Genomic DNA, 21146 nt, shown 5'->3' on the forward strand with positions numbered 1-21146 from the left:
CCCTTCGGGCGGCGCGCCGGACCCGGCCGAGATCAAACACAAACCCTGGGGGGAGGGGAGCGTCCGCGGGTGGGGGAGAGACGGACCAGAGAAAAAAGGGTCCCGCACACAAACCCAGCGGGAGCAAGCTCCCTCGCCACAGGGTTGCTCTTAAGATCAGGCCTGGTTTTCCTGCTCGGTAAACAAATCGCTGAACAACATGCTCGACAGGTAGCGCTCACCGGAGTCCGGCAAGATCACCACAATAGTCTTGCCCTGCATCTCTGGCTTCTCGGCCAGGCGCACGGCCACGGCCATGGCGGCGCCACAGGAGATCCCGCACAAGATGCCTTCTTCCAGCATCAAGCGTCGGGCCATGGCCTTGGACTCCTCGTCGGTCGCCAGCTCCACGCGGTCGACCATCGACAGGTCGAGGTTTTTTGGCACGAAACCGGCGCCGATGCCCTGGATCTTGTGCGGACTGGGCTTGATTTCTTCACCCGCCAAGGCCTGGGTGATCACCGGGGAAACCATGGGTTCCACGGCCACCGACAGAATCGGCTTGCCCGCCGTGTTCTTGATATAGCGTGATACCCCGGTGATCGTGCCGCCGGTCCCCACGCCTGCCACCAGCACGTCCACGGCGCCATCGGTGTCGCTCCAGATTTCCGGGCCGGTGGTTTTCTCGTGGATCGCAGGGTTTGCCGGGTTATCGAACTGGGCCGGCATAAAGTAGGTGGCCGGGTCGCTGGCGACGATCTCGGCAGCCTTGTCGATGGCGCCCTTCATGCCCTTGGCCGGCTCGGTCAGCACCAGTTCGGCGCCCAGAGCCTTGAGCACTTTACGGCGCTCAAGGCTCATGGACGACGGCATGGTCAGCAGCAATTTGTAGCCACGGGCGGCGGCGACAAACGCCAGGCCGATACCGGTGTTGCCCGAAGTCGGCTCGACAATGGTCATGCCCGGCTTGAGCTTGCCGCTGCTTTCCGCATCCCAGACCATGCTGGCGCCAATGCGACACTTGACCGAATAACTCGGGTTGCGCCCTTCGATCTTGGCCAGGATCGTCACGCCACGCGGTGCGATGCGGTTGATCTGAACCAGAGGCGTATTACCGATGGAGTGCGCGTTGTCTGCGAAGATGCGGCTCATGGCGATTCCTGTTGTCGAGACTTTGGGAAAGGCCCCAAGGGTATGCCTCGTGCTCCCAAGCGTCCAGAAGGAGGAACGTTGCGACGATCAGAACAGTCAATCCCCTACAAGCTAGGAGAACTGCCCAATGAAACGTCGCTACAGTTGGCCGTTAGGGACAATCGCCGCTCTGGTGCTGGTCCTGATTGCCGTGCACATCGCGCTGCCCTACCTGGTACGCAACTACCTGAACGACAAACTCGCCAACATGGGCGATTACCGCGGCGAGATTGCCGATGTGGACCTGGCGCTATGGCGCGGCGCATACCGGATCAACGGCCTGCAAATCGTCAAGGTGGACGGCAAGGTCCCGGTACCGTTCGTCAAGGCGCCGCTGATCGAGTTCGCAGTCAGTTGGCATTCGCTGTGGTACGACCATGCCGTCGTGGCCGAAGGACATTTTGTGCGCCCGCAGATCAACTTCGTCGACGGCGGGGCCAACAAACAGGCGTCCCAGACCGGTAAAGGCACCGACTGGCAGGAACAACTGCGCAAGCTGCTGCCGATTACCCTCAATGAAGTGCGCATCGAAGACGGCGAGATCGCCTTCCATAACTTCAGCTCCAAGCCCCAGGTGAATATAAACGCCACCGGGGTCAACGCCAGCTTCTACAACCTGACCAATGTGGTGGATGTCAAAGGCAAGCGTGATGCACGCTTTGAAGGCAAGGCACTGCTGCAAGGCCAGGCGCCCCTGGAAGCCAACGCCACCTTTGACCCGCTGAGCGATTTCGAAGAGTTCGAGTTCCGCTTCCGCGCCCGCGACCTGCAACTAAAACGCATGAATGACTTCGCCTCTGCCTATGGCAAGTTCGACTTCAAGGCTGGCACGGGTGATGTGGTGATCGAAGCCCAGGCTGAGAATGGCCGGCTCAGCGGCTACATCAAGCCGCTGCTGCGCGATGTGGAGGTGTTCGACTGGCAACAAGACGTTGAAAACCAGGACAAGAATATCTTCCGTTCGATCTGGGAAGCCGTGGTGGGCGCCAGCGAAACCGTGCTGAAAAACCAGCGTAAAAACCAGTTCGCCACCCGTGTAGAGCTGAGCGGTAGCGTGCATCAGCAAAATGTCAGCGCGTTTTCTGCGGTGATCGCGATTCTGCGCAATGGGTTCATCCAGGCGTTCAATGCTCGTTACGAACAGCCCAAGCCCAGCGCTGATTAACCCTGTGGGAGCTGGCTCCACACTCCCTGCATGGGCCAGGGCTGATGTGACCCGCCATTCAGAGACTGAATAGCCCGTCTGCGTTCACAGTCGCCGGGGCTGCGCGGTATAGTCAGGCCATTGATGAATTCGAGGAATGACCGATGAAGTTCGAAGGCACCCAGGCCTATGTGGCTACCGATGACCTGAAACTGGCCGTCAACGCCGCCATCACCCTGGAGCGGCCGCTGCTGGTCAAGGGCGAACCGGGCACCGGCAAGACCATGCTTGCCGAGCAACTGGCCGAATCCTTCGGTGCCAGGTTGATCACCTGGCACATCAAGTCCACCACCAAGGCGCACCAGGGCCTGTACGAGTACGACGCGGTCAGCCGCCTGCGCGACTCGCAACTGGGCGTGGACAAGGTGCACGACGTGCGCAACTACCTGAAGAAGGGCAAGCTGTGGGAAGCCTTTGAATCAGAAGAGCGGGTGATCCTGCTGATCGATGAAATCGACAAGGCCGACATCGAGTTCCCCAACGACCTGCTGCAAGAACTCGACAAGATGGAGTTCTACGTCTACGAAATCGACGAGACCATCAAAGCCAAGAAGCGCCCGATCATCATCATTACCTCCAACAACGAAAAAGAGCTGCCGGACGCGTTCCTGCGCCGCTGCTTCTTCCACTACATCGCCTTCCCCGACCGCACCACCCTGCAAAAGATCGTGGACGTGCACTACCCGGACATCAAGAAAGACCTGGTCAGCGAAGCGCTGGACGTGTTCTTCGATGTGCGCAAGGTGCCGGGCCTGAAGAAAAAACCGTCCACCTCCGAGCTAGTCGACTGGCTCAAGCTGCTGATGGCCGACAATATTGGCGAAGCAGTGCTGCGCGAGCGCGACCCGACCAAGGCCATCCCTCCCCTGGCTGGCGCCCTGGTGAAGAACGAGCAAGACGTGCAGTTGCTGGAGCGTCTGGCGTTCATGAGCCGTCGCGGTAATCGCTGATGCTGCTCAACCTGTTCAACGAAATGCGTGCCGCCAAGGTACCGGTGTCGGTGCGCGAGCTGCTCGACCTGATCAACGCGCTCAAACAGCGCGTGACCTTCGCCGACATGGACGAGTTCTACTACTTGGCCCGGGCGATCCTGGTCAAGGACGAGCGGCATTTCGACAAGTTCGACCGGGCCTTCGGCGCCTATTTCAACGGCCTGGAAAAGCTCGACGACCACCTGCAGGCGCTGATCCCCGAAGAATGGCTACGCAAGGAATTCGAACGTTCCTTGAGCGATGAGGAACGCGCGCAGATCCAGTCCCTGGGTGGCCTCGACAAGCTGATCGAGGAGTTCAAGAAACGCCTGGAAGAACAGAAAGAACGCCACGCCGGTGGCAACAAGTGGATCGGCACCGGCGGCACCAGCCCCTTTGGTTCTGGCGGCTACAACCCTGAAGGCATTCGCGTCGGTGACGCCGGCAAGCGTCAGGGCAAGGCGGTGAAAGTCTGGGACCAGCGCGAGTACAAGAACCTCGACGACCAGGTGGAACTGGGCACGCGCAACATCAAGATCGCCCTGCGCCGCCTGCGCAAGTTTGCCCGCCAGGGCGCGGCCGAAGAGCTGGATATCGACGGCACCATTGACCACACAGCCCGCGATGCCGGTTTGCTGAATATCCAGATGCGCCCCGAACGGCGTAACACTATCAAGCTGTTGCTGCTGTTCGACATCGGCGGCTCGATGGATGCCCACGTGAAGATCTGCGAGGAGCTGTTCTCCGCGTGCAAGACCGAGTTCAAGCACCTGGAGTATTTTTACTTCCACAACTTCGTGTACGAATCGGTGTGGAAGAACAACCAGCGCCGTACTTCCGAACGCACCTCCACCCAGGACCTGCTGCACAAATACGGCGCCGACTACAAAGTGATTTTTATCGGCGATGCGGCCATGGCGCCCTATGAAATCACCCAGGCCGGTGGCAGCGTCGAGCATTGGAACGAGGAGCCGGGGTATGTGTGGATGCAGCGCTTCATGGCCAAGTACAAGAAGCTGATCTGGATTAACCCCTACCCGAAAGATACCTGGGGCTATACGGCGTCGACGGGGATCGTGCGGGAGTTGGTGGAGGATCAAATGTATCCGCTGACGCTGCGCGGGCTTGAAGAGGGCATGCGTTTTCTATCCAAGTGAACCCTGGCCTGTAGCCGATGCTATCGGCTACAGGCACGGCACTCAGCAGTGCTCGTTGTCGATCCAGGAAAACCTGAGAAAGAGCGCAGCGAACTGTTTGATCAGTTCTGAATCCTGGCGGTCCACTTTCCCGTCGTTGTTCACATCCTGATTGATCGAAACACTGGCCCCTTGACCATTTCCGTCGCTGTATACCGCCGCCGAATAGACGATGGTTTCATCTCGAGGGTCTCCCTCGCCCTGATGGAAGTGCAGCCGCACCGTATCAGGAATCCCGTTGTCATCGAAGTCGCCGGCAAACACCTTCAGGTATTTGTCAAAGGGCTCATCGAGACTGAACCACTGGAACGCCAGAAACAGCTGGGAAAACTCCAGTGCCATCTCCCGGTCAACCTTGTCGACAATGCCGTCTTGATTGAGATCATCCGCAATAATCCAGTCAAACTGGCCATCGTCAGTAATATCAAATGCCGTTGCCCGATGCACAAGCGCGGGGGTTTGGGCGGTGTCATAAAACTCCAGATAGACCAGACCACATCCGGAATATCGTTATCGAGTACATCCTGGGCATATATCTTCAAATAGCGCATAGCAAAGCCTGATAGTGAATAAGCCACTCAAGGCTTGCATGGCTGTGCGCTGGGGCAAAGACGACAAAATTCTGCAATGTCGTAGGACTCATCTTTAAAACCCATTTACGCTGAAAACCTGCGTAAATACTCTATGTGCTGCCGATGCGCTGTTTCCTGCACCACCGGGGCCAACCGGACTTTTTCCCCCGGCAAACACTGCGCCAGCCGCGCCAAGGATAAAGGCGTCAACGCGCCCAACCGCGGATAACCACCGATCGTCTGCCGGTCATTGAGCAACACAATCGGCTGCCCATCCGGGGGCACCTGGATCGCGCCCAACGGTATCCCTTCGGAAATCAACGACGGCCCCTGATACTGCAACGGCGTGCCGAGCAAACGCACGCCCATACGGTCGGCACGGCTGTCCAGAGACCATTCGGCGTTGAAGGCATCAAACAGACTCTGCCCGCTGAACTGGCCTATCTGCGCGCCGATGATCACGTCCAGTGATGCACCGGATTGCAAATCCGGGCTAGCCAGCACCTTCATCGCGCCGCCCGTACCGGAATACGCCAACCGCCCGCCTTCGGCCAAGGCCTTGCCGAAACCGTCCACCCCACCCAACGCTTCGCGCACGACCGTTGCGCAACTGCCCAGTACCGCCTGCGCATCAAAGCCACCGGGCGCGGCCAGATAAGCGCGTGCCCCATTGAACGGCTGGGTGAAGCGCAGTCGCTGGCCCTTTTGCAGGATAAAACTGCGACCGGGGCTTATCGCTCGCTCATCGACATAGGCGCCCAGGTCCGCACCGGCCAAGGCCAGCAGGCAATAATCCTCGGCCTGTACGGTAAAGCCCCCAAGGGTGATCTCCACCACCGGCGCATCCAGGGCATTGTCCAACAGCCAGTTGGCCCAGGACATCGACACCCAATCCAGCGCGCCGCCCTGGGTCACGCCCAGGTGGCGTACACCAAAACGACCGGCGTCCTGCAACAGGCACAGTGGCGTGCTGGCCTCGATGATCAAGCGGCTCATGCTTGCGCCTCCAACGGCGTGTCATCGCCACCCAAGTTGATGAATTCGGCGTGGCTGACCGAGGCGAAGCGCACCGTGTCGCCGGGCTGCATCAGGCTGTAGCCGTCGCGCTCACGGTCGAACAGTTTGGCCGGGGTGCGGCCGATCAGGTTCCAGCCGCCTGGGGACACCACCGGGTAAGCGGCGGTCTGCCGCTCGGCGATACCGACACTGCCAGCGGCCACGCGTTTGCGCGGCGTGTTGAGGCGTGGGGTGGCGAGCACTTCGTCCACCAGCCCCATAAAGGCAAACCCAGGGGCAAAACCGAGGGCGAACACCTGGTACTCGTGGGCGCTGTGGCGGCGGATCACCTCCTCCACGGCCAGCCCGCTGCGCTGGGACAGCAAGGTCAGTTCCGGGCCGACACTCAGGTCGTACCACACTGGCAACACATGGCATTGGCCGCTGCCCTGGGCCTGGGGTTGCAGGTCGGTAAGGGCCTGGTCAATCAGCGCCCGGGCCTGGGCCGGGGTTAGCGCAGTGAGATCGTAATGCACCATCAAGGTGGTGTAGGACGGCACCAGGTCCACCAATGCCAAGCCAAAGCCATTGTGCAGGCGCTCGGTAGCCGCCAGCATCCACGGCATGTTGGCTTCGGCGATCACATCAAACAGGCGCACCATCAGGCAGTCGATCGCCACCACTTCGATGCGTGGGTTCATGCTGTTTTCAACGCTTCGCGGATACGCTGCACGGCAGCCACCGAGCTGGCGTTGTCGCCATGCACACACAGGGTATTGGCCTGGAGTACCAATGAGCTGCCGTCGCTGGCAATCAGCGATTCGCCACGGGAAAGGGTCAGGGCCTGCTGCACAATGGTTTCGCTGTCGTGGTGCACCGCGCCGGGCAACTGGCGGGAAACCAGATGGCCGTTGCTGTCATAGGCACGGTCGGCAAAGGCTTCGAACCACAGCGTCACCCCGTATTCATCACCCAACGCTTGGGCCGCGCGGTTATCCCGGGTGGCCAGCAGCATCAGCGGCAGGTCGCCGTAGGCGGCCACGGCCTGGATCACCGCACGCAACTGCGCGGGGTTGGCCATCATGTCGTTGTACATCGCACCATGGGGTTTCACATAGCTGACGCGCCCGCCCTGAGCGCGGCAGATGCCATCCAGCGCGCCGATCTGGTAGTGCAACAGGTCCTGGATTTCCTGCGACGTGTAATTCATGGAGCGCCGGCCGAAGCCTTGCAGGTCCTGGTAGGCCGGATGGGCGCCCACCTGCACGCCGTGCTTGAACGCCAGGCTGACGGTCTTGCGCATGATGCTCGGGTCGCCGGCATGGAAGCCGCAGGCCACGTTGGCGCAATCAATGAACGGCATGACTTCGGCGTCCAGCCCCATGGTCCAGTTGCCAAAGCTTTCGCCGATGTCGCAGTTCAGTAGCAGGCGGCTCACGGTGGTCGCTCCTGTAGGTTTTGTTTTTTTGTAGTGTGGGATTTATTACACAGAACTCGCAACTTGTCCTGGCACCCCAACGACGCTTATCGTGGAACGGCTCGATTTTTGGCGCTTGCCCGGTGCGACGTCCAACTAATAAAAACCGATCCATGCATAAGAAAAAGTTGATCCCATGAATTTGAAGTTCCTCGAAACCTTCGTCTGGGTGGCCAGGCTCAAGAGCTTTCGGTTGACGGCCGAGAAGCTGTTCACCACCCAGGCCTCGATTTCCAGCCGCATTGCCGTGCTTGAAAGCGAGCTGGGGGTGAAACTTTTCCTACGTGATTCGCGTGGTGTAAGCCTGACCCCGGAAGGCTTGAAAGTGCTCGACTATGCCGAGCAAATGATGGTGACCATGCAGGGCTTGAAGCAGTCTCTGGAGACCACCAGCAGCAAGGTCGGGCGCATTCGGATCGGCGCGATGGACACGGTGATCCACACCTGGCTCAGCCCGCTGGTCGCTGAACTGATGAAGCTGTTCCCGCTGGTGGAGATCGAGCTGATCGCCGATACCGCGCTTAACCTCAGCGATCAGCTACAAAAAGGCTTTCTTGACCTGATCCTGCAAACCGACCTGCTGCGCCTGGAAACCGTGCGCAGCCTGGAACTGGCCAGCCACCCCATGGCCTGGATCGTGGCCAGCCAGTCGATCTACAACCGCGACTACGCCTCCCTCGCCGAACTGGCCCAGGAGCGCATCATCACCTACTCGAAAAACTCTCACCCGCATCAGGACGTGTTGAGTTTGATGCAGGCCAATGGCGTGGCCGCACCGCGCATGAACTGCGTGAACTCGGTGTCGGCGATTACCCGGTTGCTGCGCGATGGCTTCGGCATCGGCGCACTGCCGCCGGTGCTGGTGAGCGAAGAGCTGGAGCGAGGGGAATTGGTGATGCTGCCCATGGCCCAGCGCCTGCCGAACTTGCAAGTAGTGGTGTCGTGGCGCGTGGGGGTGGAGTTGGTGGAGGAAATTGTGGGGTTGTGCCAGAAAGTCGTCGCCCGCTATGCCGAGCAAGTCGGTGCAGAACGCATGCAACTGCATAAACCCGACTGATCGTTCCCAAAACTGTGGGAGCTGGCTTGCCTGCGATAGCGGTGGGTCAGCCTGCACATCGGTAACTGACCCACCGCTATCGCAGGCAAGCCAGCTCCCACATTGGACCGAGTCGGTCCTTGATCAGAGGCCCTTGAGGTCCCGCTCTTCGATGGGCCGGCTCTGGCGCAGGCGCCGGCCGCCCAACACCACCCAGTCGATCAAGCGGTACAGGCATTCAATGCCGAACGACAACAGCATCGCCCCGCCCAGGCCCCAGCCCATGGCTTCAGGCGTCAGCAGAATCTGGTAGCTGTAGCCATTCCAGGTCTCCGAACGGATATCCGGGTCGGCAGCCACCGCCACTTGCAGGGCACGGATGTACCACGGGCCTTGCATGGCCTGGTATTGCTTGTCCAACTCGAGCTGGCGATCGAGCATAGCGCCCAGGCTGCTGGCGTCGCTCTGGAATACCGGGTCATCGCTGGCGCGGTAATGCGCCACCAAGGCTTGCATATCACCGTTGAAGAACTGCTGCGCCGTGGACTCGAAACCGCGCAAGCCGGTCTGGGCCTCGATCAGGTGGGCTTCGACGCGCTTGGCGTAGTCATTGATAAACCCCGGCACCTGCACGCCGACCAACAAGCCAACGGCAAACAGCACCAACCGCAGATAGCTAAGCAACATGCTCGATTCCTTACTCGGTAACGCCCTGGCTGACACATTCACCGCGTCGCCACAGGCTCCATTGGCCCGGTTCGTAGCGGGTCCAGTTTTCGTTGTCGGTCAACGGCTCGGTGGCGATCACCGTTACCACATCATTGGGGGTGGTTTCGGCCTGAAAATCGACGATCACGTCGACATCTTTCAAGCGCGCCGGGCCAAAAGGCGCCCGCCGGGTGATCTGTGCCAGCTTGGTCGAGCAATAGCAGAACAGCCAGTCGCCGTCGCTGAGCAGGCAGTTGAACACGCCCTTGCTGCGGTATTCGGCGCAGGCGGCGATCAGGTCGGGCAGCACCTGTTCGATGTCCACCGGCTCAGGGAAGGCTTCGCGCACACGGTTGAGCAAGTCGCAGAACGCCGCTTCGCTGTCGGTATCGCCCACCGGGCGGTAGAAGGTGGCGCGGGGGTTGAAGTCCGCCAGTTGGCCGTTGTGGGCAAAACACCAGTTACGCCCCCACAGCTCGCGCACGAACGGATGGGTATTGGCCAGGCTGACCTTGCCCACATTGGCCTGGCGGATATGGCCGATCACCACTTCGCTCTTGATGGGGTAACGCTGAACCAGCAATGCGACTTCCGACTCGCTACTGGCAGCCGGGTCCTGGAACAGGCGCAGGCCGCGGCCTTCATAGAAGGCAATGCCCCAGCCGTCGCGGTGCGGGCCAGTGCGCCCACCGCGCTGCATCAGCCCGGTAAAGCTGAACACGATATCGGTGGGGACGTTGGCACTCATGCCCAATAATTCACACATGCCAGGGCTCTCGCTGCAGGGCAAACAACGTTAAAGGCGCGGTTCGACCCGCATACCACCGGCAGGCGCCGGACGACGGAACGGTTCGTCGTCTTCCGGCTCGGCGGCCAAGGCCGCATCCGCAGCCGCAGCCGCCTTGCGCTCACGGCGAGCATTGGCGGCGCGCTCGATGGGCCAGCGAATCAGCACAAACACGATGTACAGGGCAAACGCGATCATCGTGTACATGAACAGATCGGAAATGGCGCGCCAAGCGTTGTTGCCGACCTTGAGCACCAGGTCCAGGGCGGTAATGGCCACGGCCGGCGCAAACTGGGTCTTGACCGGGTCGACAATGGTCGGGCTGAGCAGCAACACCGCCATCAGCAATTGCAGGGGCTCGCGCAGCCAGCGCCAGATCCAGCGGGTCATGCGCCACCACACCAACAGGCAGCCCAAAGCGGCGAAGGCGTAAAGGCCCCAAGCGGTCAGATAGTCGTTCTCGGTCATGGTGTCCATGGCAAGGTTGGCAAACAGGCGGCTATGATAACGGCTTTTGCGTGTCGCGGCTGCAATGCCTGCCACCGTCTGCCAGATAGGGAATTATCCATGCCTATTTCCACCGCACCGATTGCCCGCAAGGCCCCAGGCCCAGACCCGTATGCCTGGCTGCAAGAACGCGACAACCCTGAGGTGCTCGACTACCTCAAGGCCGAAAACGCCTGGCAGGAAGCCCAACTGGCCGATCAGCAAGCGTTGCGCGAGACCCTGTTCGACGAGATCAAGGGCCGCATTCTGGAAACTGACCTGTCGCTGCCCTCCCCTTGGGGCCCGTATCTGTATTACACCCGCACCACCGCCGGCGACGAATACGCCCGCCATTACCGCTGCCGCCGCCCGGCCGATGACAGCAACCAGGTGGACACCAGCAGCGAAGAGCTGTTGCTGGACCCGAACGTGCTGGCCAATGGCGGCTTTTTCTCCCTGGGCGCGTTCAGCATCAGCCCCGATCACCAACGCCTGGCCTACAGCCTCGATACCAGCGGCGAAGAGATTTACACCCTGTTCGTGAAGGAATTGGCGACCGACAAGGTCAGCGAACTGGCGTTCGACAACTGCGATGGCAGCATGACCTGGGCCAATGACAGCCTGACGCTGTTTTTCGGCGAACTGGACGACACCCATCGCCCACACAAGCTGTATCGCTATCGCCTGGACGGCACCGCCGCGCAGGAAGTGTTCCACGAGCCCGACGGCCGTTTCTTCCTGCATTGCTACCGCTCAAGCTCCGAACGCCAACTGTTGCTGGCCCTGGGCAGCAAGACCACCAGCGAAGTCTGGGCGCTGGACGCCGAGCAACCGCACCTGGCCTTCACCTGCCTGGCGCCACGGGTCGAAGACCACGAATACGACGTCGACCACGGCAAGCGCAATGGCCAGTGGACCTGGTTTATCCGCAGCAACCGCGACGGCATCAACCATGCGCTGTACGTGGCCGCCGACACCGGCACGCCGCCCACCGAAGCGGACTGGCAGAACCTGATCCCCCACAGCGACGAGGTCATGCTCGACGGCGTGAGCCTGAACGCCAACGCCATGACCTTGAGCCTGCGCATCGGTGGCCTGCCAGTCATCGAAGTGCACCCGGAGGATGTGCCGGCCTATCGGGTGCAATTGCCTGACGCCGCCTACAGCCTCTACGTGCAGAACAGCCTGGAGTTTCCCAGCGACAAGATCCGCCTGCGCTATGAGGCCTTGAATCGCCCGGCCCAAGTGCGCCAGCTTGAGCTGGCGACAGGCGCACAGGTCGTGCTCAAGGAAACTCCGGTGCTGGGCGTCTTCAACGCCGACGATTACGTCAGCCAACGCCTGTGGGCCACTTCCGCCGACGGCACTCAGGTACCCATCAGCCTGGTGGTCAAGCGTGACCAGCTCGGCAAGCCGACGCCGCTGTACCTATATGGCTACGGTGCCTACGGCTCAAGCCTGGACCCGTGGTTCTCCCATGCGCGCCTGAGCTTGCTCGACCGTGGCGTGGCGTTTGCCATCGCCCATGTGCGCGGCGGCGGTGAGCTGGGGGAAGCCTGGTATCGCAACGGCAAGCAGGAACACAAGCAGAACACCTTCAGCGACTTTATCGCCTGCGCCGAACATTTGATCGCCGAGGGCCTGACCACCTCCCAGCAACTGGCGATCAGCGGCGGCAGTGCCGGCGGCCTGTTGATCGGCGCGGTGCTCAACCAGCGTCCGGAATTGTTCCAGGCGGCGATTGCCGAAGTGCCGTTCGTCGATGTGCTCAATACCATGCTCGACCCGGAACTGCCGCTGACCATCACCGAGTACGACGAGTGGGGCAACCCCGAGGAACCCGAGGTGTATGCGCGCATCAAGGCTTACGCGCCGTACGAGAACGTCAGCGCCCAGGCTTACCCGGCCACGCTGGTGATCGCCGGCTATAACGACAGCCGCGTGCAGTACTGGGAAGCCGCCAAGTGGGTGGCCAAGCTGCGGGATATCAAGACGGACGACAACCTGCTGCTGCTCAAGACCGAGCTGGGCGCCGGCCATGGCGGCATGAGCGGGCGCTATCAGGGGCTACGTGACGTCGCCCTCGAATATGCCTTTGTGTTCAAGGCTCTCGGGTTGGTCTAACCGCCCGGCGTTTTCGGCTTGCTGTCGTTCTGCTGCAGGCCAGGGACCGTCTGGTCCTTGGGCGGCGCCGGCAGCACGATGGGCGCCAGCGGCGGCGAGCCATTCTGGGTCTTGGGCGCAACGGGCGGCGTGACTTGCGGGTACAACGTGGGTGTTGGCGTGCCCGGCGCGCCTGGGGTTGGCGTGGGCGCGACCGGTACGGTTTGTAACTCCTGAGCCTGCGCGGTACCCAATGCGAGCGCGCTCAACACAATGACCGTTAGAATGCTGCACTTCATCGATGGCTCCATGGCCTGACCGGAATGCCCTAAGGCTACTCCCAACCGCGCAAGAATGCCCTTCCCAATGAGATTTCCATGAAACGTTTCGTTCTGCTCGACACCACCCCAATCCCCGACAACGGCGGTGCCTTGTGCCTGTTCGAATACGGCGAGGACTTCGTCATCAAGATCCAGGGCGGTGACGGTGGCCAGTTGATGAACACGCGCATGCATGGCTCCGAAGATGCCCTGGCGGAGATTCCCTGCCGCAAAGTGGCCGGGCGCCCGGGTTCACGGGTGCTGATCGGCGGTCTGGGCATGGGCTTTACCTTGGCCGCGGCGCTCAAGCATTTGGGCAAGAGCGCCGAAGTGGTGGTGGCCGAACTGGTGCCCGGCGTCGTGGAATGGAACCGTGGGCCGCTGGGGGAGAAATCCGGTCGCCCGCTGCTGGACCCGCGCACCGTGGTCCGCCTGGAAGACGTGGCCAAGGTACTGCAGGCCGAGCCCCAAGGCTTTGATGCGATCATGCTCGACGTCGACAACGGCCCCGAGGGGCTCACGCAAAAAGCTAACAGTTGGCTGTACTCGGCCAGTGGCCTGGCCGCGTGCGCCAAGGCCCTGCGGCCCAAGGGCGTGCTGGCGGTGTGGTCGGCCAGTGCCGACAAGCTGTTCAGTGACAAACTGCGCAAGGCCGGTTTCAAGGCCGAGGAAGTGCAAGTGTTTGCCCATGGCAACAAGGGCACGCGGCATACCATCTGGATTGCAGAGAAGCTCAAGGGCTGATCACGGTTGATTCAATAGCGCCAATCCCCTGTGGGAGCGGCTAGAATCAACCTTGTCCGTGAACCACCCAATAATAGCCAGGAGCCATGATGAGCTCGAACAACCCGCCCTCCCACACCGCCAAGCTGGACCGCATCCTCGCCGATGCCCAGCGCGACCGCGAAATGGGCTACCGCGATAAAGCCTTGAAGATGTACCCCCACGTGTGTGGCCGCTGCGCCCGTGAGTTTTCCGGCAAGCGCTTGAGTGAACTGACCGTCCACCACCGCAACCACAACCATGATGACAACCCCCAGGACGGTTCCAACTGGGAGTTGCTGTGCCTGTACTGCCACGACAACGAACACTCGCGCTACACCGACCAGCAGTACTTCGGCGAAGGCTCCACCAGCAGCCCGAGCATTGCCAAGGCGACGCACAACCCGTTTGCGGCATTGGCGGGGTTGATGAAGAAGGACGACTAACGTTCTTCTTTGCCTGTTCCGGCCTCATCGCAGGCAAGCCAGCTCCCACAGTAGGAATGCATTTCCCTGTGGGAGCCGGGCTTGCCCGCGATGCGATCGCCCAAGCACTGCATCCCCCCAGGCCGTATAATCGCCGTTTTTCTCAAGGCACCCTTCCCCGTGGGCAATAAACGCTACAGCTGCATCGGTCTGTATAACCCCAAATCCCCCGAAAACGTCGGCTCGGTGATGCGTGCCGCCGGCTGCTACGGCGTGGCCTCGGTGTTCTACACCGGCGTGCGTTACGAGCGCGCCCGGGATTTCATCACCGACACCAAGAAGGTGCACCACGATATCCCGCTGATCGGCATCGACGACCTGAAAAAGATCCTGCCCCTGGGCTGCATTCCGGTAGCCGTGGAACTGGTCGAAGGCGCCCGTCCGCTGCCTGAATACACCCACCCCGACCGCGCGCTGTATATCTTCGGCCCCGAAGACGGCTCCCTGGACAAAGAGATCCGCGACTGGTGCGAGGACGTGGTGTACATCCCCACCACCGGCTGCATGAACCTGGCGGCTACGGTCAACGTGGTGCTCTACGACCGCCTGGCCAAGGGCAATAACACCCGTTCGGGCCCCAAGTACTGACATTGCGGGAACATCCGGCACGTGCGCATAGTCAGCTAGTAACACTTGCCCTTGTTGGAGACTGATCATGAGCGACAGCAAAACCTTGCGACCTATCATCGAAGCCACACCCTTGAAGCCTCAACCCACCCAGAACGTGCATGGCTGGGAGCGCATCGGCTCGGTGGCCGGCGGGGTAATGATGGTGGGTAAAGGCTTGCGCCGCGGCGGGATTTTCGGCTTGATCCAGGTGGCGATTGGTGGCGTGGCACTGGCCCGTGGCTTTACCGGGCACAGTTCGCTCAAGGACAAACTGGAACAGGGCCGCCAGGAAATGAACAGCGTGCGCACCAAGATCGAACGTGCCGGTGAAGAGTTGAAGAACCTGAAGACCAAGGCTGAAGTGGCGGCTGAAAAGGCGGTGAAACCTAAAGCCTGATCCCTGTCTTCAAGACTGTGAAGATCTAAAATGTGGGAGCTGGCTTGCTCCCACAGTTTTGTTGCTCAGCGCAGTAATTTGGAATCCAGTACCACCGACGACTCACCGATCACACTCTCGGCCAACTGCACGAATTCTTTGGTGTTGACGCTGTTCACCCGCATCACCGCCTGCGCCAGATCGTCCAGGGAGCGTTTGTTGTGGGTCTTCACGCGGATCTCACGGTCCAGTTCCTGCAATACCACCACCGAACGCGCCAGCGTCGCGCCGTTGACGTGCTCGCCTTTGAGAGTGGTGACATCTTTGCCTTCTTTGGTCAGCCGCGCCTGGATCGCCGCATAGCGTTCATCGGTGATGCCACCGGCACGTCGCATCAGCTCAATCGCGTAGTACTCGCCCAAGCCCTCGCTGATCCAGTCACTGCTGTCGTGGTCATTGAAACGTCCGATGGCCTGCACCACTTCGCGCAGCAGCGGGCTGCTGCCATTTTCGCCCACCAGCGGCGTGCGGCTGTTGAGGTAGATCGAATCGCGTAACGAATAAGCGCCCCGCCGCATCGGGTCACTGGCACCGACAATCAACAGTTTGCCGGGATGGCGCGGGAACGCGGCTTCCACCTGGGGCCAGACAAACGTCAGCAACGTCAGCACATCCATGCGGCGCATGCCCTGGCCCTTGGGCGAGGCCACGGTGACGTCGGTTTCACCCAGGCGCAGGCGGCGGCTGCCGAGGTTGCCCGCCAGCATCCAGCCGGTGGGACGGTCGAACAGGCGGGACACGTTGTCGATGCGGAATTTGTTCTGGCCGATGCGCGGCCAGGCCGTTTCGACGCTCTTCCAACCCGTCGGCAGTTCGAACATCAGACGTGAGACCAGCTCGATACCGTCTTGCTGGTCGAGACGTGCGGCCGGCACCAGGTCTTCGCCGCGCAGTAACGCCCAGCCGGGCGTGATGCGTGTGTCATACACGCCGGGCTTGCGCACATGGGCCAGGCGCACCCGGTAGGTCAGGCTGGCCTTGTCAGGGCTGGGTTGCCACAGGCCACGGTTGCCCGTGACTTGCCACTGGCCATCGGCCTTGAAGTCGCTGTAGTCACCGTCGCGGCCCAGGTCGAAGTTCAGGCTGCGCACCGCCGCGCCCTGGGACAGGCTGACGCGCACCTCGGCCTGCTGGCTTTGGGGCAACAGCTTGATGTGGTAATCCAGGTCGACTTTCTTCGCGCACCAGCCCGGCCCGCTCAGCGCCAGCACGACCAGGCCCGCGGCCCACTTGGCGGCCACCTTCATACACACTCCTCGTTCAGCCTGCGCGGAAAATCAGGTAATCCTCCCAGTCGTCCTCGGGCACGCTGCCTTCGCTGAGCATGCGCCCGGACTGGGAAATGCGTTCGTGGTGTACCGCGTCACGGTCGCCGCAGACCAGGTGATGCCACAGCGGCAAGTCCTTGCGCTCGCTGACCAGGCGGTAACCGCAGGTCGGCGGCAACCATTTGAATTGGTCGGCCTGGCCCGGCGTGAGCTGGATGCAATCGGGCACCGAGGCGCGGCGGTTGGGGTAATCGGTGCACTGGCAGGTTTTCAGGTCGAGCAGCTTGCAGGCGATACGCGTGTAATAGACGCTGTTGTCGTCCTCATCCTCAAGCTTTTGCAGGCAGCACAGGCCACAGCCGTCGCACAATGACTCCCACTCCTCTTGGTCGAGGTGCTCAAGGGTTTTGCGTATCCAGAAAGGTTCGACTTTGGCGGCCATGGCTCTGCATCAGTATCGGAAGGTGAAAAGGCCGCCAGTCTAGTGCCCAAGCCCGTTGGGGCCAAGCGCTTACGACTGACGGTGTTGCAAGACTTGTCAGGCCTGGGTGGGCGCAGTAGTTTTGAATCCCGTTTTTTTCATCAGGGTCTGTCCATGAGCAATAACCCCCGTGTTGCCGATTATCCGATCCACACCCAATTCACCGAGCGCTGGTCGCCCCGTGCCTTTACCGGCGAAAGCATCCCGCAAGAGACCTTGCTGAGTTTCTTCGAAGCCGCACGCTGGGCACCCTCGGCCTACAACTCGCAGCCGTGGCGGTTTCTGTATGCGCGCCGTGACACGCCGGATTGGGAGCGTTTCCTGGGCCTGCTGAATGAATTCAACCGCAATTGGGCGCAGCATGCGTCGGCCCTGGTCATCATCGCGTCGAAAACCGACTTCATCGCCCCCGGCGCCACAGAAGAAACCCCGGCGCTGTGGCACACCTTCGACACCGGCTCGGCCTGGGGCCACCTGGCGCTGCAAGCCAGCCTCAGTGGCTGGCACACCCACGGCATGGCCGGCTTCGATCAGGAACTGACCCGCAAGGAGCTGAAGATTCCCCAGGGTTATGCGCTGCATGCGGCCGTGGCGGTGGGCAAGCTGGGTGACAAGTCGAGTTTGCCGGAGTACCTGCAAGGGCGCGAAATGCCGAGCCCGCGCAAGCCGTTGAGCGAGCTGGTGTCCGAGGGTGACTTCAGTCTCTAAGACTTGCATACACTCAATGTGGGAGCGGGCTTGCTCGCGAACGCGGTGTGGCAGCCACAAAATGTGTTGACTGATCCACTGCATTCGCGAGCAAGCCCGCTCCCACATTTTTCCGCGTTTTGTCAGTAGCCGCGCTCGAAATCCACTTCCCCGCGCAGCGCTTGCTTGGCCTGATACGCCCGCAGGTTCTGCACAAACAACTCCACCATCATTGGCGGCGAGGTCGGGGCCGAGCTGTGCCCGGTCAACAGCAAACCCCATGCCGTCCAGAACGGGTGGCGTTGCGGCAAGGGCTCCTGACGGCACACGTCGATCACCGCGCCGGCCAGGTGCCCTTCTTTGAGCGCCTCGACCAGGTCGGCGTCCACCACCGCCACGCCGCGTCCGACGTTGATAAACAAACCGGTGGGTTTGAATTGCTTGAACAGCGCCGCGTCGTACAGGTCATGGGTATCAGGCGTGTTGGGCAGCAGGTTGATCACGTAATCCACCTCCCCCACCAGCCGGCCCAACTGGTCGAGCCCGACCACGTCGATAAACGGTGCCTGCTCGCGGGCCTGGCTGGCGATGCCATACAACTGCACGCCGAATGGCAGCAGAAACTCGGCCACGCGCTGGCCGATGTCACCGGTGCCGACGATCAGCGCCTTGCGCCCGGCCAGGCTCTGGCCCATGCGGTTATCCCACTTGCGCTCTACCTGGCTGACCAACCGCGCCAGCACTTCGCGCTCGTGACCCAGCATGTAGGTGAGGACAAACTCGGCCATGACCTGGCCATAAATGCCCACCGCTCGGGTCAGGCGATAGTCGCGAGGCAAGCCGTCGGCCAGCAACGGCGTGATGCCCGCCCAGGTCGATTGCAGCCATTGCGGGTGATGGCCCTGACGCAGCAGGGTCGCCAACAGATCGGGCTGGCCCAGCCACACCGGGCAGTCGGCGGCCAGGCGCGAGAGTTCGGCCGAGTCGCCGCTGGTCAGCACTTCGAGGTCTGGGGCGGCGTCCCTGAGCAATTGGGCGTAGAGCGGATGATCCTGTTCAGCAATCAGAACACGCATGGTTCAAACCTTTGAAAAAACAGTGCAGACGGCCGCCCGCATCCTTACGGCCACCGTCCTCTAATACGATTCCATTGAAGCTGTGCCCTGAAGCGGGCACTGGTCGATCACATCGGGTCGTTGCGGCGCAGCAGCTCTTCGGGCAAGTGCTCGATGTACTCGTCCTCGGCCGGCGGCATTTGCAGGTGGTAGCCCTGCTTGTCGAGGTTTTCCAGCACCACGGCGATGTCTTCGCGCGACAGCTTGCGCTCCGGCGTCAGCACCATGTCAAAGGCGTGATGCGCCTTGCCGAAGGCTTCCATCAACGGCTCGGGTACGCGCTCCAGGGCATCGCTTTTGAGCACATAGAGGTACATGCCGTCTTTTTTCTTGCTGCGGTAGATGGAGCAAATACGTTTCAAGGCTGTTCTCCGGCATTGGCCAGGCTGTCGAGCAACGCCTGGCCCATCAACTCGCGGCGCCAGCCACGCAGCGAGTCTGGCAATTGGTAAGGCCCATCGGGGTAGCCACTTTTAACCAGGGCTTCGAGGGTTTTCTTGCGCAGCATCAGTTCCGGCGCCATGTCCAGGCGCTCGGCGAAGGTTTGGCCCAGGGCCCGCAGTTGCTTGATCAACGCGGCAGCGTCCACGGGTAACGGCTCAGCCACGGCAGGCGGCCATTGGTCCATGGGCACGCTACCGGTGCGTTTGATCAGGTCCAGCAAAAACTGGCCGTCCTGGCGCACGGTGCGCGGGTGCATGTCTTCGATCTTGCCCAGGGCGGCGAGGTTATCCGGCTGGGATTTGGCCAGGGGCCACAACGAGTGTTCGCGAATAATACGGTTGCGCGGCAAGTCGCGAGCACGGGCCTGCTGCTCGCGCCAGGCGCACAGTTCACGCAACACCGCGAGTTGGGCACGGGACAATTTCCACGCCAGCTTGGCGTCGCGGTACACCTCGTAGGGGTCGATCTCGCGGCGCAGGTTGGCCACCAATTCGGCGCCGTCTTCCAGTACCCAGGCGTATTTGTCATCCGACAGTTGCGGGCGCAGACGGGTGTAAACCTCGGCCAGGTGCACCGCGTCTTCGGCGGCGTAGCTGACCTGCGTCTCCGACAATGGCCGCTGCAGCCAGTCGGAGCGGGTTTCCCCCTTGGGCAACTCGATATCCAACACCGCCTGCACCAGGCGCGAGTAGCCCATGGAAAAACCGAGGTTGAGGTAGGCCGCTGCCAATTGGGTGTCGAACAATGGCACCGGCAAGCTGCCGGTCAGGCGCGACAGCACTTCCAGGTCTTCACTGCAGGCGTGCACCACCTTGATCACCGCTGGGTTCTCCAGCAAGGCGGCCAAGGGTTGCCAATTGTCGATGGTCAGGGGGTCGATCAGGTAAGCGCGCACGCCATCACCGATCTGGATCAGCCCGGCAATAGGGTAAAAGGTGTCGACCCGCATGAATTCGGTGTCGAGGGCGACGAATGGCAACTGCTGCCATTCGGCGCAATGCTGGCCGAGGCTATCGTTGTCGCAGATCCAGTGAATATCGATGGCCACACGGCTCTCCCTTGAAGAATGGCGCGCAGTATATATCGCGAAAGGGGCTTGCGAGCATCCGCAGTGCACGCGCCATCATGAAAACTCCGACAGGAGATGAAGAATAGTCCGACAAACGGGCGTTATCCTCTCTTACGCAAAACGTAGACGCACCATCGCCGCGAGCCCGGCAGGAACTCTTGGTAATTGAGGATTTTGAAGCCGGCTTGGCGAAACTCGCTCTCTACCGGCGTACCCACGTTCACGGCAACAATCACCGTGTCGCGACTGACGCGGTGAAACTCGTGCAACAACATGAGTCGTGCATCGCTACCGGGCACATGGCGAAACAAATCCAGACAGAAAATGCAGTCCACCGCATTCGCCGAAAGGCCAATGGAAAACGCCGAGCCCTGGAATGTTTTGACACGCTTGAGCAACCCGCCCGGGTGATGGGTGCGCGCGTGATCGAGCATCGCCTGGGAGTTGTCCGAGGCCAGGATCACACGGTTGACGTGTTCGGCCAGCACCGGCCAGAAGCGCCCGGAACCACACGCCAGGTCGAGGATAAGCCCTGGCTCGCCCGCCACTTTCAGGGCCTGGCGTACCAACCGCGCATCGCGCCACGCCGACAGGCGCTGCAACAGCCTGGGCGGACGCGGGTCGCCACAGCCCCTGGCATGCTCACGGTCATAGCGCTCGGTGAATTCGGTCTCGATGGAGGATGGAGGTTGTGGCGACATCGCGGGCTCATGTGAATGAAACGGTAGTGAACGACCTTGATCCGCAGCTTAACCTTCGCAACG

Annotated in this window: 25 protein-coding genes; 10 read left to right on the plus strand and 15 right to left on the minus strand. The window is 61.3% G+C overall.

The features are described 5' to 3' along the window. Nucleotides 1-156: 156 nt before the first annotated feature. Complete coding sequence (gene cysK / locus GIV35_RS19650) at nt 157-1131, minus strand: cysteine synthase A (protein ID WP_105226164.1); 975 nt, start codon at nt 1129-1131, stop codon at nt 157-159. 127 nt (nt 1132-1258) lie between these two features. Between cysK and GIV35_RS19655 the strand changes: the two genes are divergently transcribed. The 3 genes from GIV35_RS19655 to GIV35_RS19665 all read left to right on the plus strand — a co-directional run bounded on the left by GIV35_RS19655 (nt 1259) and on the right by GIV35_RS19665 (nt 4502). After that, entirely contained in the window at nt 1259-2335 is a 1077-nt protein-coding gene (locus tag GIV35_RS19655; RefSeq protein ID WP_127881791.1) for a DUF748 domain-containing protein, read from the plus strand. Between the two features lie 143 nt (nt 2336-2478). Continuing rightward, the gene (locus GIV35_RS19660) at nt 2479-3324 is read left to right on the plus strand and encodes an AAA family ATPase (protein WP_003189627.1); all 846 of its coding nucleotides are present in this window, start codon (nt 2479-2481) and stop codon (nt 3322-3324) included. Further along, on the plus strand, nt 3324-4502 hold the full coding sequence (locus GIV35_RS19665; protein WP_003189625.1) for a vWA domain-containing protein: 1179 nt from the start codon (nt 3324-3326) through the stop codon (nt 4500-4502). Before GIV35_RS19660 ends, GIV35_RS19665 begins: the two co-directional genes overlap by 1 nt. A 42-nt stretch (nt 4503-4544) precedes the next feature. Here the strand turns inward: GIV35_RS19665 and GIV35_RS19670 are convergent, their stop codons facing one another. The 4 genes from GIV35_RS19670 to GIV35_RS19685 form a co-directional block, all read right to left on the minus strand. Beyond that, complete coding sequence (locus tag GIV35_RS19670; RefSeq protein ID WP_236265129.1) at nt 4545-4988, minus strand: hypothetical protein; 444 nt, start codon at nt 4986-4988, stop codon at nt 4545-4547. Nucleotides 4989-5197: 209 nt separating this feature from the next. Then, complete coding sequence (locus GIV35_RS19675) at nt 5198-6109, minus strand: biotin-dependent carboxyltransferase family protein (protein WP_105226162.1); 912 nt, start codon at nt 6107-6109, stop codon at nt 5198-5200. After that, nucleotides 6106-6810: a 5-oxoprolinase subunit B family protein gene (locus GIV35_RS19680; RefSeq protein ID WP_236265130.1), complete on the minus strand. Its 705-nt coding sequence runs from the start codon at nt 6808-6810 to the stop codon at nt 6106-6108. The genes GIV35_RS19675 and GIV35_RS19680 overlap by 4 nt, the downstream gene beginning before the upstream one ends. Continuing rightward, nucleotides 6807-7547 (minus strand): 5-oxoprolinase subunit PxpA, encoded by a 741-nt coding sequence (locus tag GIV35_RS19685; protein ID WP_236265131.1) that lies wholly within the window; start codon nt 7545-7547, stop codon nt 6807-6809. The genes GIV35_RS19680 and GIV35_RS19685 overlap by 4 nt, the downstream gene beginning before the upstream one ends. Before the next feature lie 175 nt (nt 7548-7722). On the opposite strand from GIV35_RS19685, the gene GIV35_RS19690 reads away from it, so the two are divergent. Further along, nucleotides 7723-8643 carry a LysR family transcriptional regulator gene (locus GIV35_RS19690; RefSeq protein ID WP_034126629.1) on the plus strand — a complete coding sequence of 307 codons (921 nt, stop codon included), beginning with the start codon at nt 7723-7725 and terminating at the stop codon, nt 8641-8643. Between the two features lie 123 nt (nt 8644-8766). Here the strand turns inward: GIV35_RS19690 and GIV35_RS19695 are convergent, their stop codons facing one another. Genes GIV35_RS19695 through GIV35_RS19705 form a run of 3 tightly spaced genes read right to left on the minus strand, consistent with a single transcriptional unit; the run spans nt 8767 to nt 10660 of the window. Continuing rightward, nucleotides 8767-9309: a DUF2937 family protein gene (locus tag GIV35_RS19695; RefSeq protein WP_034126628.1), complete on the minus strand. Its 543-nt coding sequence runs from the start codon at nt 9307-9309 to the stop codon at nt 8767-8769. Nucleotides 9310-9319: 10 nt separating this feature from the next. Then, a complete protein-coding gene (locus tag GIV35_RS19700; RefSeq protein ID WP_003189615.1) occupies nt 9320-10096 on the minus strand; it encodes a class II glutamine amidotransferase in 777 nt (258 codons plus the stop codon). Nucleotides 10097-10126: 30 nt separating this feature from the next. After that, entirely contained in the window at nt 10127-10660 is a 534-nt protein-coding gene (locus tag GIV35_RS19705; protein WP_236265132.1) for an MFS transporter, read from the minus strand. Nucleotides 10661-10684: 24 nt separating this feature from the next. On the opposite strand from GIV35_RS19705, the gene GIV35_RS19710 reads away from it, so the two are divergent. After that, a complete protein-coding gene (locus GIV35_RS19710) occupies nt 10685-12727 on the plus strand; it encodes a S9 family peptidase (RefSeq protein ID WP_105226160.1) in 2043 nt (680 codons plus the stop codon). On the opposite strand, the gene GIV35_RS19715 is transcribed toward GIV35_RS19710, so the two are convergent. Next, nucleotides 12724-13005: a hypothetical protein gene (locus tag GIV35_RS19715; RefSeq protein ID WP_034126625.1), complete on the minus strand. Its 282-nt coding sequence runs from the start codon at nt 13003-13005 to the stop codon at nt 12724-12726. The genes GIV35_RS19710 and GIV35_RS19715 overlap by 4 nt on opposite strands. A gap of 78 nt (nt 13006-13083) precedes the next feature. On the opposite strand from GIV35_RS19715, the gene GIV35_RS19720 reads away from it, so the two are divergent. From GIV35_RS19720 to GIV35_RS19735, 4 genes are all read left to right on the plus strand, one after another. Continuing rightward, nucleotides 13084-13770, plus strand: coding sequence for a spermidine synthase (locus GIV35_RS19720; RefSeq protein WP_034126624.1), 687 nt, complete (start codon nt 13084-13086; stop codon nt 13768-13770). Between the two features lie 89 nt (nt 13771-13859). Beyond that, complete coding sequence (locus GIV35_RS19725; RefSeq protein ID WP_003189609.1) at nt 13860-14234, plus strand: YajD family HNH nuclease; 375 nt, start codon at nt 13860-13862, stop codon at nt 14232-14234. Between the two features lie 159 nt (nt 14235-14393). Continuing rightward, complete coding sequence (locus tag GIV35_RS19730; protein ID WP_003189607.1) at nt 14394-14861, plus strand: RNA methyltransferase; 468 nt, start codon at nt 14394-14396, stop codon at nt 14859-14861. A gap of 67 nt (nt 14862-14928) precedes the next feature. Then, nucleotides 14929-15279: a YgaP family membrane protein gene (locus tag GIV35_RS19735; protein WP_019818260.1), complete on the plus strand. Its 351-nt coding sequence runs from the start codon at nt 14929-14931 to the stop codon at nt 15277-15279. 65 nt (nt 15280-15344) lie between these two features. Here the strand turns inward: GIV35_RS19735 and GIV35_RS19740 are convergent, their stop codons facing one another. Next, the gene (locus tag GIV35_RS19740) at nt 15345-16565 is read right to left on the minus strand and encodes a hypothetical protein (RefSeq protein ID WP_236265133.1); all 1221 of its coding nucleotides are present in this window, start codon (nt 16563-16565) and stop codon (nt 15345-15347) included. A gap of 13 nt (nt 16566-16578) precedes the next feature. Beyond that, nucleotides 16579-17028 (minus strand): YcgN family cysteine cluster protein, encoded by a 450-nt coding sequence (locus GIV35_RS19745; protein WP_003172524.1) that lies wholly within the window; start codon nt 17026-17028, stop codon nt 16579-16581. 153 nt (nt 17029-17181) lie between these two features. On the opposite strand from GIV35_RS19745, the gene GIV35_RS19750 reads away from it, so the two are divergent. Next, nucleotides 17182-17775, plus strand: coding sequence for a nitroreductase family protein (locus GIV35_RS19750; RefSeq protein ID WP_003189601.1), 594 nt, complete (start codon nt 17182-17184; stop codon nt 17773-17775). Nucleotides 17776-17897: 122 nt separating this feature from the next. Here the strand turns inward: GIV35_RS19750 and GIV35_RS19755 are convergent, their stop codons facing one another. The 4 genes from GIV35_RS19755 to GIV35_RS19770 all read right to left on the minus strand — a co-directional run bounded on the left by GIV35_RS19755 (nt 17898) and on the right by GIV35_RS19770 (nt 21083). Then, nucleotides 17898-18830 (minus strand): D-2-hydroxyacid dehydrogenase, encoded by a 933-nt coding sequence (locus tag GIV35_RS19755; protein WP_236265134.1) that lies wholly within the window; start codon nt 18828-18830, stop codon nt 17898-17900. A gap of 107 nt (nt 18831-18937) precedes the next feature. After that, a complete protein-coding gene (locus GIV35_RS19760) occupies nt 18938-19231 on the minus strand; it encodes a YcgL domain-containing protein (RefSeq protein WP_003189597.1) in 294 nt (97 codons plus the stop codon). Further along, nucleotides 19228-20361, minus strand: coding sequence for a ribonuclease D (rnd, locus tag GIV35_RS19765; RefSeq protein WP_213154002.1), 1134 nt, complete (start codon nt 20359-20361; stop codon nt 19228-19230). Before rnd ends, GIV35_RS19760 begins: the two co-directional genes overlap by 4 nt. Nucleotides 20362-20483: 122 nt before the next feature. Continuing rightward, complete coding sequence (locus tag GIV35_RS19770) at nt 20484-21083, minus strand: class I SAM-dependent methyltransferase (protein WP_236265135.1); 600 nt, start codon at nt 21081-21083, stop codon at nt 20484-20486. Between the last annotated feature and the right edge of the window lie 63 nt (nt 21084-21146).

The sequence above is a fragment of the Pseudomonas sp. PA-1-6B genome (genome assembly GCF_021609545.1).
Classification (GTDB): Bacteria; Pseudomonadota; Gammaproteobacteria; order Pseudomonadales; family Pseudomonadaceae; genus Aquipseudomonas; species Aquipseudomonas fluorescens_BV.